Consider the following 11,852-nt stretch of genomic DNA (forward strand, 5'->3'; position numbering starts at 1 on the left):
CCCTGAAGGGGCGCTGCGCCTGACGCCCCTGAAAGGGGCGCGGGGAACTGCGCGACCAGCCACGACGCACCCGCACCCGACCACCGGGGCGAACCCGGCAACGGCTCAGCGCCCCCCGCGTGACGTGGTCACCGTGAACTGCGCGCCGTCCGGATCCCGGAGAATCGCCTCGGTGTCCTCCTCGCTCAGCACGCTGCCGCCGTGTTTCTCGGCGGCCCGCGCGCACTCGGCGACATCGGCGACCGCGAAGTGGATCTGCCAGTGCGGCCGTACCGACGGATCGGGCGCAGCCTCCACCGCCCCCGAGTCGATGCGGGCCACGGCATCGCCCCGGCTGCGCAGCACGACCTCGCCGCCTTCGTACTCGACCTCGCAGCAGCCCGGCTTGTCGGAGGCCCAGCCGAGTACCTCGCCGTAGAACATCGCGGAGTCGAAGGCGTTGCGCGTGTGCAGGCGGATGAAGGTCGGGGCGGCCCGTCGCCAGGTCTCCCAGTTGGAGACGAGTTCCCCCTCCCAGATGCCGAAGACGGCGCCGTCCCGGTCGGCGATCAGCGCCGCCCGGCCGGGCGGGAAGGACAGTGGCCCCACCGCGGGCGTCCCGCCCCGCTCACGGGCCCGCGACACCGCCTCGTCCGCGTCCGGTACGGCGAAGTACGGCGTCCAGGCCACCGCCATCTGCCACATGGCGGCGACCGCTGCGATGCCCGCCACCGGCGCCCCGTCCGCCAGCGCGATCCGGAAATGGTCGCCGAGCCGGACGCTGCGCCATCGCCAGCCGAGCACGGCGCTGTAGAAGTCCTCGGTCGTCTGCAGGTCGCGGCTGGTCAGGCTGACCCAGCACGGGGCACCGAAGACCGAGTGCGTGGAGAGCACCGATCGCTTCTTCTGCGTGGGTCCGGGGGGAGGCGTGTCGTCGTTCATGGCACTCGTGTCCTGGTGTCGGGGCCGGCGGGAGAACCGGTCTGCCACCAGTCTCCAACCGGAAGCGGTGGAAATGCCTGCCGAGTACCCCGGTGGCGCGGGGGCATACGGGTGACGCGACGGAGGGACGGGCGAGAGCGAGTCGGACCGGATCCTCCACCTGCGGGAAGAGGGCGACCAGCTCAAGGAGACCCGAGGAGGTCTCAGCCGGCCTCGGCCTCGGCTTCGGTCAGCAGCTCCTCGCGCAGCCGTTCGAAACAGGCGCTGAGCAGGCGGGACACGTGCATCTGCGAGATGCCCAGCTGCTCGGCGATGCGGCTCTGCGTCATGCCGCGGAAGAACCGCAGATAGAGGATGAGCCGGTCGCGCTCGGGCAGCCCCTGGAGACAGGGTTCCGCGGCCGTGCGGTCGACGATCAGGTCGTAGCCGGGGTCCGGGCCGCCCAGGGTGTCCCCGAGCACATAGCCGTCGCCGCCGGGCACCTCGGCGTCCAGCGACAGCGCCGAGTAGCACTCCAGGGCCTCCATCCCGGCCCGTACCTCGCTCTCGGTGAGCTGGGCCCGCACGGCGATCTCGGCGACGGTGGGGACGCGCCCGGGGGTCGTCTGGCCCAGTTCCTTGAGGGCGACCCGGACCCGGTTGCGCAACTCCTGGACCCGGCGTGGCACGTGCAGGGTCCACATGTGGTCGCGGAAGTGGCGTTTGATCTCGCCGGTGATGGTCGGGACGGCGTAGGCCTCGAAGGCCCGGCCGCGTGCCGGGTCGTAGTGGTCGACGGCCTTCACCAGCCCCAGGGCGGCGACCTGGTAGAGGTCCTCCAGGGTCTCCCCGCGGCCGCGGAACCGTACGGCGATCCGCTCGGCCATGGGCAGCCACAGCTCGACCAGCTGGTCCCTGAGCGCCCGGCGCGCCGGGCCCTCGGGCAGTCCGGCCAGCCGGACGAAGTCCTGGGCCGTGTCCGGGGCGTCGTCGTGCGGATGGGAGTTGGTTTTACAGGTGGCACGCATCGCGCGCACCTCCCTCAGCGAGGTGCTGGTGTACGGAGACCGTGGGAGGCGCGCTCGGACCCTGCGGAGGACACGGGGGCGGCCGGCGGAAGGCGGTTCCCACGTACGTGCCTCCGGTCCGAAGCACTGAGGTGCTGATGCCCCGAATGGCACATAACAAAACAATACGGTCGATAGGGTGGTATTTCTTTCTATCGGCGGTTGATCTTCTCGTCGGTTCTTCCTTTGACCGTTCCTTGACGGGTATATCTCTGTAACAGAGGTAATCTTCCAGGTGTGGAATCGGAGACCTTTCCGGAAGAACTCGCCGACGCGTTGGTCGGCCTCCAGCGGCTGATCCGCCGCCGGCTGCGCCGCGGGCTCACCCTGCCGCGGCTGCGCGGCGCGGAGGTGGAGCTGCTGCGGCTGGTCGAGTCCCGGCCCGGGATCGGAATCTCGGACGCGGCCAAGGAGCTGTACCTGGCGAGCAACTCGGTGTCGACCCTGGTCAACCAGCTCGTCAAGGACGGCCACCTGGTCAGGGAGACCGACCCGGCCGACCGGCGGGCCGCCCGGCTGCAGCTCACCGAGGACGCCGAGAAACGGCTCGCCGACTGGCACCGCCGCCGCGCGGAACTCGTCGCCGGCCGTGTCGCGCGGCTGGCAGAGGCGGACCGGGAGGCGCTGAGAGCGGCGCTTCCCGCGCTGCGCAGGCTGGCCGACACCTTGCACGAGGAGGCCGAGGAATCATGACAACGGACACCACCGCAGTCGCCTGCACCGGGCTCTCCTACCGCTTCGGGGACACCAAGGCCGTCGACGGACTCGACCTGAACGTCGGCGAGGGCGAGGTCTTCGGGCTGCTGGGCCCCAACGGCGCCGGCAAGACCACCGCCATCCGCTGCATCACCACCCTGCTGCCCGTCCCCGCCGGGATGGTCCGCGTCTTCGGCCACGACACCGGCAGGGAACGGATGGCCGTGCGCCGGCTGCTCGGCTACGTCCCGCAGCAGCTGTCCGCCGACAGCGGGCTCACCGGACGCGAGAACGTCGAGCTGTTCGCCCGCGTCTTCGACGTTCCCCGGCGCGAGCGGGCCGCACGGGTGGCCGAGGCGCTGGCGGCCGTCGACCTGGCCGACGCCGCCGACCGGCTCGCCGGCACCTACTCCGGTGGCATGGTCCGCCGCCTCGAACTGGCCCAGGCGCTGGTCAGCGCGCCCCGGCTGCTGATCCTCGACGAGCCGACCATCGGCCTCGACCCGATCGCCCGCACCGGCGTGTGGGACCAGATCAACTCCGTGCGGGCGGCCACCGGCATGACCGTCCTGGTCACCACCCACTACATGGACGAGGCCGACCAGCACTGCGACCGGGTCGGCCTCATGCACCGCGGCCGGATCCGCGCCCTCGGCACCCCCGACGAGCTCAGGCGCGGCCTCGCCGAACGGCAGGGCACCGAGGCCCTGCCCACCCTCGAAGACGTCTTCCGCGACGTGGCCGGCAGCGGCCTCGACGACCGGTCAGGAGGTTTCCGCGATGTCCGAAGCACCCGCCGCACCGCGAACCGGGTCGGCTGAGGGCACGGGCACGTCCCTGCTGCTGACCCCGCCCCGGCCGCGCTCCGGCTGGCGGCTGCTGCCCGCCCGGGTCGTCGCCATGTGCGCGGTCGAACTGCAGAAGCTCCGCCACGACCGCACCGAGCTCTACACCCGCGCGATCCAGCCCGCCCTCTGGCTGCTGATCTTCGGCCAGACCTTCACCCGGATCCGGGCGATACCCACCGGCGGCATCCCCTACCTCGACTACCTGGCGCCCGGCATCATCGCCCAGTCCGCGATGTTCATCGCCATCTTCTACGGCATCCAGATCATCTGGGAGCGCGACGCCGGCATCCTGAACAAGCTCCTCGTCACCCCCACCCCCCGCTCGGCCCTCATCACCGGCAAGGCCTTCGCGGCCGGGGTCAAGTCCCTGATCCAGGCCGTCGTGGTGATCGTCATCGCCGCGATCCTGGGCGTCTCCCTGACCTGGAACCCGCTGAAGCTGCTCGGGGTCGGCCTCGCCGTCGTCCTCGCCTCGGCGTTCTTCTCCTGCCTGTCGATGAGCATCGCCGGCATCGTCCTGAGCCGGGACCGGCTGATGGGCATCGGGCAGGCGATCACCATGCCGCTGTTCTTCGGCTCCAACGCCCTCTACCCCGTCGCGATCATGCCGGGCTGGCTCCAGGTGGCCAGCAGGATCAACCCGCTGAGCTACCAGGTCGACGCCCTGCGCGGCCTGCTGCTCGGCACGCCCGCCCACCTCGGCCTCGACTTCGGCGTGCTGGCGGTCGCGGCCGCCCTCGGCATCACCGCGGCCTCCGCACTGCTCGGTCGCCTGGCCCGCTGATCCCGCCGCAGGCGGGACACACGCCGACGTGATGTGCGGCACGCGCCCGCGACCCGCTCCGGACCCCGGGGCCGGATAACCGCTGCGCAACGCTTGATCAGCGATCAAAGCGGGCGAACCCCCTGGCCACAGCGCATTCCGCCCATTTGACAGTGCGCTGAGCACACAGATAGACAGCGGGAGTCGAGAGGGGCACTGTGTACGAGCCGAACGTGGTCGGGGACTGGCACGAGTACGACGAGCATGCCGGTCTGCGGGTCCGCGTCCACCGCCTGGAGGAGTCCGAGCCGCCGCGCGGCCGGGACGACGCCGCGGCCGGGCTGACGTACTTCAGTGTCCGGGTCACCATCGAGAACCGCGGCTCCGGCCACTTCAGCGTGCAACTGGAGGACGGTCAGATCGACGTCCGGGTCGGCCCCGACGGGGAGGGCGCGTTCATCGACTGGCGCAACTCCCAGTTCATCGAGGGCTTCGACGTCTACCCGCTGCGCCGTGCCACCGCCGTCCTCTACGCGGCCGGCCCCGAGGCCGCCCTCACCCAGGTGGACGTCCAGGTCCAGCTCCGGGTCGACGAGGAATGGACGGAGCGCCGGCTGTGGGCGGGCGGCATCGGCGTACTGGAGTCGACCACCGCCACGGCCTGCCAGGGCGCCGGCCCGGGCAGCCTGGCCCACCAGGTGACCGCCTTCCTCAAGGACCAGACGGAGCCGGGCCCCACCGCTCCCTGAGCAGGCCGCCGCGGGGCCGTATCCGATATGCGGCCACCGCCGTGCGGGCGTGACCGGCCACGACGGCGCCGCGGACGAACGACGGCACGTCCGGCACCGCCGGCGGAGCGCCTAGTGCGGGATGCCGTCGATGATCTCGCGGGCGCCCTGGCGCAGCAGGGCCACGGCGACCGAGGTGCCGAGCGTGGCCGGGTCCAGGCGGCCCGCCCATTCGTGGGCGTTCAGCCGGGTCTTGCCGTCCGCAGTGAACACACAGGCCCGCAGCGACAGTTCACCGCCGCCGTCGACCCGGGCGTAGCCGGCGATCGGGCTGTTGCAGTGCCCCTGCAGCACGTGCAGGAACATCCGCTCGGCGGTGGCCTCCCGGTGGGTCGCCGGGTCGCCGAGCGCGCTCACCGCGTCGATCAGCTCCGAGTCGCCCTCCCGGCACTGAAGGGCGAGGATGCCCGCGCCGATGGGCGGCATCATCGTCTCCGGGTCCAGCACCTCGCTGACCACGTCCGTACGGCCGATCCGCTCCAGGCCCGCCAGCGCGAGCAGCAGCGCGTCCGCCTCACCGGCGGCGAGCTTCGCCAGGCGCCGGTTGGCGTTGCCCCGGAAGGGCACGCACTCCAGATGCGGATGGGCCGCCGCCAGCTGGGCGACCCGGCGGACCGAGGAGGTGCCGATCCGGGTGCCCGGCGGCAGCTCGTCCAGGGTCAGCCCGCCCGGGTGGACCAGGGCGTCGCGGATGTCGTCCCGCTTCAGGAACGCCGCGAACATCGTCCCGGCGGGCAGCGGCCGGTCCGCCGGGACGTCCTTCACGCAGTGCACGGCGAGATCCGCCTCGCCGGTCAGCAGCGCGGCGTCCACCTCCTTGGTGAACGCGCCCTTGCCCTCGACCTTGGAGAGATCGCCGAGCCACTTGTCGCCGGTGGTCTTCACCGGCACGACCTCGGTGCGCACCTGCGGATACAGCGCTGCCAACTCGGCCCGGACACGGGCCACCTGAGCGAGCGCCATCGGTGAGTCGCGGGAGACGATACGGATCAACTCGGGAACCGACATGAGGACACGATAGACCTTCTGACCGTCCGCGGATTCCGACATCCTGTCGGCCTCCGTCTGCGGCAGCGAGCCGGTGCCCCGGCCCCTTCCAGCCACCGGCCGAAGGCGAACAGATCGGCGTCCGCACCCGATACGGCCGGGTTCGACGGGGGTGCGCAGCAGACGGCGGCGGCGCAGCAGAGAGCGGTGGCGCAGCAGAGAGCGGTGGCGCAGCAGACGGCGGTGGCGCGGCAGTTCGCGGCGCTCGGCCGGGGCGGGCGGCCCACCGGCCCCGCCGTCCGCCACCGAGCCGACGTGCTGATCACCGGCGGCGACGTCGAGGCGGTCCGAGCCCGGGAGCCGGACGCCGACGCGGAAGCCGGTACGGCACGGGGAGTTGGACCCCAGCGCGCCCGGCGGCGGTTTTGTCCCGGGAGCCGTCCCACCGTCATGCCAGGACCGGCCGCCGGGGTCGCACACGAATGCGAGACGGCACGGCCGGCCGCGACAGGCGGCGAAGCCGGTGTCCTCGTGCCCCCTTCGGCTCGACGTCCGCACGCCGGAACCGCGGTCCTCAAGGCCGCCGAAGCCGGCCCCGCCGGCACGGCGGATCCGGCCGTCAGCCCAGGTCCGGCGGCAGGTCCGCAGCCGACTCCTCCGGTGCGAGGTCCGGGCGCAGCCGGAGCCAGGACGGCTGGCGCAGCAGCCCGGCCCGGGTCCGGGTGCTGTAGCTGACCTCACCGACCAGCCGGGGCAGCACCCAGTGGGCGCCCGGGACCGGCGGCGCCGGGTCGAAGGGGCACGAGCCGGTCGCGGCGGCCCGCAGCAGCGCGGCCAGTTCGGTCCGCTCCGCCGTGCTCCAGCCGGTGCCCACCCCGCCGACGTACCGCAGCCGCCCGTCGGCGGACCGCTGGCCGACCAGCACCGCGCCCGGCAGCCCGGTCAGCCGCCCCTTGCCCGGCAGCCAGCCGCCGACGATCACGTCCTCGGCCCGCATGTTCCGGATCTTGATCCAGGCGCGGGACCGCACCCCCGGCTCGTACACCGAGTCCAGGCGCTTGCAGACCAGGCCCTCCAGACCGTGCTCCCGGGTCGCCCGCAGCGCCTCGGCGCCGTGCCCGACGACGGCTCGCGGCGTCGACCAGTACGGGCCTTGCAGGGACAGGGACTCCAGGCGTCTGCGACGTTCCGCGTACGCCGTGGTGAGCAGCGGGTCCGCCAGCAGCAGCACGTCGAACAGCACCAGGTGGACCGGGACCCGGGCCGCCATCCGGGCCGCCCGGGCCGGGGCGTGGGCCAGGCCCATCCGGCTCTGCAGCAACTGGAAGTCGGCACGCCCGTGTTCGTCGACGGCCAGCACCTCGCCGTCCAGGATCGCCGGGGTGCGGCCCAGCGCCTGTGCCAGCGGGCGCAGTTCGGGATAGGCGGCGGTGATCTCCTCGCCGGAACGGGCGCGCAGCAGCATGCTGGCGTCGCCCGGCAGGTAGACGACCACCCGCTGGCCGTCCTGCTTGGTCTCGTAGGCCCAGCGGGCGTCCTGGGCGGCGGGCGGCAGCCGGCCGGGGGTGGCGAGCATGGGCGGGATCAGCGGCAGGGCGGTCACTCAGGAGATGTGAACCGGTCACGGCCGCCGCACGCGCCTTCCGGCACCGGTTCCCCCGAACAGGCCTCAGGCGTCCGGCACCGGCGGCGGGGCCTGCACCAGCCCCGACTGGCAGGCCGTCACCACCAGTTGGGCCCGCCCCCGGGCGTCCAGCTCGGTCACCGCCCGGTGGACCCGGGTGCGCACGGTCAGCGGGGAGACGAACAGCTCCCAGGCGGTCTCCTCGGTGGCGCGGGCGTGGCCGGGGACCCGGTGATCAGGGTGCGGGGCGTGGCGGGGGAGAGCAGCGACTCGCCGGCCGCCCCCGTCCTGGTGTACGGCGGCGAAGGCGCCGCCGGCCGACCGGCCCCGCTCGCGCGTCCCGGTCAGCCCGAAAACGTCTCCGAGAGGCGGGCGCGGCAGGCGCGTTGGCGGCGCCGTCACCGGCGACGGGGAGGGGCGGCCGGTCCCGGGCCCGGCCGCCCCGGACGTACGGACCCGGCCGAGGCGTGTTCGGTGACGATGGCCGGCGCCCGCTGTGCGATCCGGTACGCCGCCGGGCCGACGCCCGCCGTCAGCGGCCGCGGGGTGCCCTCGACGCCGGCGTTCCGGGGGCGGGCCGCCCGCCGGGGTACGGCCCGCCCCACCGAGGATCACCGTCCGCGTCCGGGGTCAGCGCACGGACTTCGCGGTGGGCCTGGCCGGGGTCTGAGCGGGCTCCGGGTCCGCCGGGCGGCGGCCGGGCAGGAAGGAGGCGAGGACGAAGGCCAGGACGGCCGCGCCCGCACCGATCGCCATGACCACCTTGAAGCCGTTCTCGGAGGGCAGGGTGGCGCCGCCGAGGCTGATGGTCAGCTGGGCCAGGATGACGCCGGCGACGGCGCTCGCCACCGACGTGCCGATGGACCGCATCAGCGTGTTGAGGCTGTTCGCGGCGGCCGTCTCCGACGCCGGGACCGCGCCCATGATCAGCGCGGGCATCGCGCCGTACGCGAAGCCGACACCGGCGCCGATGACGCAGGAGACCAGGATCAGGTGCCAGACCTCGGACATCAGGACGATGTTGAGGCCGTAGCCGGCGGCGACGATCACCGCGCCGATCATGAGCGTGATCTTCGGCCCCTTGGCCTTCGTGATGGCGGCCGACAGCGGGGCGAAGCCCATCATGACCAGACCCTGCGGGGCCATCACCAGACCGACCGTCAGCATCGACCGGCCGAGGCCGTAGCCGGTCTGGGTGGGCAGCTGGAGCAGCTGCGGGAGCACCAGGGACATCGCGAACATCGAGAAGCCGAACGCGATCGAGGCCAGGTTGGTGAACAGGATCTGGCGGCGGACGGTGGTGCGCAGGTCGACCAGCGGCTCGGTGGTGCGCAGTTCGAAGAAGCCCCAGGCGAGCAGCACGAGGACCGCGAGCGCGAACAGGCCGAGCGTGGTGCCGCTCGCCCAGCCCCAGTCGGCGCCCTTGGAGACGGCCAGCAACAGCGAGACCAGGCCGACCGCGAGGCCCACCGCGCCGACCGCGTCGAAGTGGCCGCCCGAGCGCACCCTGGACTCCGGCACCAGCAGCATGACCAGTGCGAACGCGACGACACCGAGGGCGGCGGAGGTCCAGAACAGCACATGCCAGTTGTAGTGGTCCGCGATGAACGCCGCGGCCGGCAGGCCGAGCGCGCCACCGACGCCCAGCGAGGCACTCATCAGGGCCGTCGCGCCCGCGAGGCGCTCCGGCGGCAGCTCGTCGCGCATGATGCTGATGCCCAGCGGGACCACGGCGGCCGCGAGGCCCTGGAGGGTACGGCCCACGATCATCGGGACCAGCGAGTCGCTCAGCGCGGCCACCACCGAGCCGGACACCAGCAGCACCAGGCTGACCAGCAGCATCAGCCGCTTGCCGAGCATGTCACCGAGCCGGCCGGCCACCGGGGTGGCGACGGCGGCGGCCAGCAGGGTGGCCGTCACCGCCCAGGCCGCGTTGGACGCGGAGGCGTTCAGGTACTTCGGCAGCTCCGGGACGATCGGGATCACCAGGGTCTGCATCAGCGAGACGGTGATACCGGACAGGGCCAGCACCGCCACCACCGCGTTCGGGTTCGGTCGTGCCGGTGTCGTGGACCCGGCGGGCTGGACAGGGGCTTCGGGCATGGAACGGGGCCTCCGTAGGCAGGACATGGGGCGACTGGGCATTATTTAAGTCAGGCGCTTGACTTACTGTACTGGCAGGGTGCGACCACACGGTGCGCCCCTGCCGCGTAGGCTTCTTCGGCTGGACCTCGCCGCTTCGGGCGGGGCCCCGGTACGGCTCGCGGGACAGGCCGGTCCGGGTGGTGCGCGGTCCCGGAGCGGTGGTGGGCATGGCCGGCAGGACGGTTCGGGCGGACCAGGTCAGCGCGACACGGGAGGCCATCCTGGACGCGGCGGAGCGGCTCTTCGCCGAACAGGGCGTGTACGCCGTCTCCAACCGCCAGGTCAGCGAGGCCGCCGGCCAGGGCAACAACGCGGCCGTCGGCTACCACTTCGGCACCAAGGCCGACCTGGTCCGCGCGGTCGCCGCCCGGCACTTCGAGCGGATCGAGGAGATCCGCCTCCGTCTGCTGGCCGAGGCAGGCGACTCCGACGACATCCGCGACCGGGTGGACTGCCTGGTCCGCCCGATCACCGAACACCTCGCGAGCCTGGGCAGCCCCACCTGGTACGCCCGCTTCTGCGCCCAGGTCATGACGGACCCCGCCCTCTACGACATCATGGTCGAGGAGTCCCTCGCCTCGCCGTCGCTGCGCCAGGCCGTCGACGCGCTGAACCGGCGGCTGCCGGAACTGCCCGCCGAGGTCCGCACCGAACGCGGCCTGATGGCGAGGACGCTGATCCTGCACACCTGCGCCGAGCGGGAGCGCGCCCTGGCCGAGGGCACCGCCACCCCGCGCGCCACCTGGAGCGACGCGGCCACCGGGCTCACCGACGCGCTCCTCGGGCTGTGGCTGGCGCCCGTCTCCGCTACGCGTCGAAGGTGACGACGACCTTCTCCGCGGCCCCCGGCGTCAGCGCCAGTTCGAAGGCGCGGTGCACGTCGGTGAACGGGACACGGTGGCTGATCAGCTGCGCGAACCGCTCGTGGTGCTCGACCAGTTCGGGGGTGACCTCGAAGATCTCCGTCGGGTAGCCCTGCGAGGCGATGAGGGTCAGCTCGCTGCGCAGCATCCCGCCGAGGTCGATCTCGCCCTTCTTCTGCACGGCGACCATGACCAGCCTGGCGTGCCACCGGGCGTTGGCGACCACGGTGTTGAAGACGGCCGGGGCGCCGGCCGCGTCGATGAAGACGTCCGTGCCCGGTCGGGGCTGGCCCAGGGCGTTGGCGCTCTGCCCGTGCAGTTCGGTCAGCCGCGCGGTGACGTCCTCCTCCGCCGAGTTGATCACGGCGTCCGCGCCCACGGCCAGCGCCTTCTCCAGTCGGGCCGGGATGACATCGGCGACGACCACGTGCCGCACACCCCGCAGCTTGAGCCAGATCGCCGCGCCCAGCCCGATCGGTCCGGCGCCGAAGACGACCACCTTGTCGTCCGGCTCGGCCTGGGAGCGGTTGACCGCGTGCCGGGACACCGCCATCGGTTCGTTGAGGGAGGCGACCTCGAACGGCACGTTGTCCGGGAACACCGCGAGGCTCCGGCCCACCTCGGCGTTCTCGATCAGCAGGTACTCGCTGAGGGCGCCGTACCGGCCGCCGCAGCCGATGATCCCGGTGGGCGCGTCCTGCGGGTTCACCACCACGCGGTCACCCGCCTTCAGCCCCGTGACCTCGGCGCCGGCCTCGACGACCTCGCCGGCCGGCTCATGGCCCAGGGCGATCGGGACCAGGCCGCCGCCCAGGTGGGCGCGGGCGGGCATGCCGCCCATGTGCAGGAAGGTGACGTCGGTGCCGCAGATGCCGCCCGCGCGGATCTTCAGCAGCACGTCCTTCGGACCGGGCGCGGGACGCTCGACGTCCACGACCTCGATCCTGCCGACGCCACCGGTCTGTACGGACTTCATCGTGGCCATGGGTGACTCTCGCTCTCTGGTGGTGCCGGGAGGTCCGTCGGGCCGTCCGCCCGAGGAGATTCCCTCGGGCCGGCCGCCGGGCCGGGGGGAGCCACGGACGCCGCGGTGGTGACCATCGTCCGGGTGCGGGGGTGCAGGCTCGCCAGGTCCTGGAAGTAGTTCGCCAGGCGCTGGCGCAGGCTCTTC

At 72.9% G+C, this 11,852-nt stretch carries 11 protein-coding genes and 1 pseudogene; 5 read left to right on the top strand and 7 right to left on the bottom strand.

Going from position 1 to position 11,852, the window contains the following annotated elements:
• Positions 1–105: 105 nt before the first annotated feature.
• Complete coding sequence (locus AB0P24_RS47205; protein ID WP_365805562.1) at positions 106–921, bottom strand: VOC family protein; 816 nt, start codon at positions 919–921, stop codon at positions 106–108.
• Positions 922–1,124: 203 nt separating this feature from the next.
• On the bottom strand, positions 1,125–1,928 hold the full coding sequence (locus AB0P24_RS47210) for an RNA polymerase sigma factor SigF (RefSeq protein WP_365805564.1): 804 nt from the start codon (positions 1,926–1,928) through the stop codon (positions 1,125–1,127).
• Positions 1,929–2,204: 276 nt separating this feature from the next.
• Here AB0P24_RS47210 and AB0P24_RS47215 point away from each other — a divergent pair, with 276 nt between their 5' ends.
• The 4 genes from AB0P24_RS47215 (at position 2,205) to AB0P24_RS47230 (ending at position 5,023) form a co-directional block, all read left to right on the top strand.
• Positions 2,205–2,660, top strand: a complete 456-nt coding sequence (locus tag AB0P24_RS47215; protein WP_365805566.1) for a MarR family transcriptional regulator — start codon at positions 2,205–2,207, stop codon at positions 2,658–2,660.
• Complete coding sequence (locus AB0P24_RS47220) at positions 2,657–3,484, top strand: ATP-binding cassette domain-containing protein (protein ID WP_365805568.1); 828 nt, start codon at positions 2,657–2,659, stop codon at positions 3,482–3,484. The genes AB0P24_RS47215 and AB0P24_RS47220 overlap by 4 nt, the downstream gene beginning before the upstream one ends.
• Positions 3,444–4,295 (top strand): ABC transporter permease, encoded by an 852-nt coding sequence (locus tag AB0P24_RS47225; protein ID WP_365805570.1) that lies wholly within the window; start codon positions 3,444–3,446, stop codon positions 4,293–4,295. The genes AB0P24_RS47220 and AB0P24_RS47225 overlap by 41 nt, the downstream gene beginning before the upstream one ends.
• Positions 4,296–4,492: 197 nt before the next feature.
• Positions 4,493–5,023, top strand: a complete 531-nt coding sequence (locus AB0P24_RS47230) for a hypothetical protein (RefSeq protein WP_365805572.1) — start codon at positions 4,493–4,495, stop codon at positions 5,021–5,023.
• Between the two features lie 111 nt (positions 5,024–5,134).
• On the opposite strand, the gene hemC is transcribed toward AB0P24_RS47230, so the two are convergent.
• From hemC to AB0P24_RS47250, 4 genes and pseudogenes are all read right to left on the bottom strand, one after another.
• Positions 5,135–6,070: a hydroxymethylbilane synthase gene (gene hemC / locus AB0P24_RS47235; protein WP_365805580.1), complete on the bottom strand. Its 936-nt coding sequence runs from the start codon at positions 6,068–6,070 to the stop codon at positions 5,135–5,137.
• A gap of 598 nt (positions 6,071–6,668) precedes the next feature.
• The gene (locus AB0P24_RS47240) at positions 6,669–7,625 is read right to left on the bottom strand and encodes an ATP-dependent DNA ligase (RefSeq protein WP_365805582.1); all 957 of its coding nucleotides are present in this window, start codon (positions 7,623–7,625) and stop codon (positions 6,669–6,671) included.
• Positions 7,626–7,718: 93 nt separating this feature from the next.
• Positions 7,719–7,963 (bottom strand): annotated as a pseudogene (locus AB0P24_RS47245) (DNA-binding response regulator); the annotation flags it as partial.
• A 340-nt stretch (positions 7,964–8,303) separates the two neighbouring features.
• Positions 8,304–9,776 carry an MFS transporter gene (locus tag AB0P24_RS47250; protein ID WP_365805574.1) on the bottom strand — a complete coding sequence of 491 codons (1,473 nt, stop codon included), beginning with the start codon at positions 9,774–9,776 and terminating at the stop codon, positions 8,304–8,306.
• A 209-nt stretch (positions 9,777–9,985) separates the two neighbouring features.
• On the opposite strand from AB0P24_RS47250, the gene AB0P24_RS47255 reads away from it, so the two are divergent.
• Entirely contained in the window at positions 9,986–10,642 is a 657-nt protein-coding gene (locus tag AB0P24_RS47255; RefSeq protein ID WP_365805576.1) for a TetR family transcriptional regulator, read from the top strand.
• Here AB0P24_RS47255 and AB0P24_RS47260 read toward each other — a convergent pair.
• Entirely contained in the window at positions 10,626–11,666 is a 1,041-nt protein-coding gene (locus AB0P24_RS47260) for a zinc-binding dehydrogenase (protein WP_365805578.1), read from the bottom strand. The two genes, AB0P24_RS47255 and AB0P24_RS47260, sit on opposite strands and share 17 nt — an antisense overlap.
• Between the last annotated feature and the right edge of the window lie 186 nt (positions 11,667–11,852).

The organism is Streptomyces sp. NPDC086519, from assembly GCF_040686075.1.
In the GTDB taxonomy this organism is placed as follows: Bacteria; Actinomycetota; Actinomycetes; order Streptomycetales; family Streptomycetaceae; genus Streptomyces; species Streptomyces shenzhenensis.

Bases quoted from the DNA above. Each gene is read 5' to 3' on its own strand.
- AB0P24_RS47240 (WP_365805582.1), bottom strand. From the start codon at position 7,625: ATGCTCGCCACCCCCGGCCGGCTGCCGCCCGCCGCCCAGGACGCCCGC.
- AB0P24_RS47205 (WP_365805562.1), bottom strand. From the start codon at position 921: ATGAACGACGACACGCCTCCCCCCGGACCCACGCAGAAGAAGCGATCG.
- AB0P24_RS47210 (WP_365805564.1), bottom strand. From the start codon at position 1,928: ATGCGTGCCACCTGTAAAACCAACTCCCATCCGCACGACGACGCCCCG.
- AB0P24_RS47260 (WP_365805578.1), bottom strand. From the start codon at position 11,666: ATGGCCACGATGAAGTCCGTACAGACCGGTGGCGTCGGCAGGATCGAG.
- AB0P24_RS47250 (WP_365805574.1), bottom strand. From the start codon at position 9,776: ATGCCCGAAGCCCCTGTCCAGCCCGCCGGGTCCACGACACCGGCACGA.
- AB0P24_RS47255 (WP_365805576.1), top strand. From the start codon at position 9,986: ATGGCCGGCAGGACGGTTCGGGCGGACCAGGTCAGCGCGACACGGGAG.
- AB0P24_RS47225 (WP_365805570.1), top strand. From the start codon at position 3,444: ATGTCCGAAGCACCCGCCGCACCGCGAACCGGGTCGGCTGAGGGCACG.
- hemC (WP_365805580.1), bottom strand. From the start codon at position 6,070: ATGTCGGTTCCCGAGTTGATCCGTATCGTCTCCCGCGACTCACCGATG.
- AB0P24_RS47220 (WP_365805568.1), top strand. From the start codon at position 2,657: ATGACAACGGACACCACCGCAGTCGCCTGCACCGGGCTCTCCTACCGC.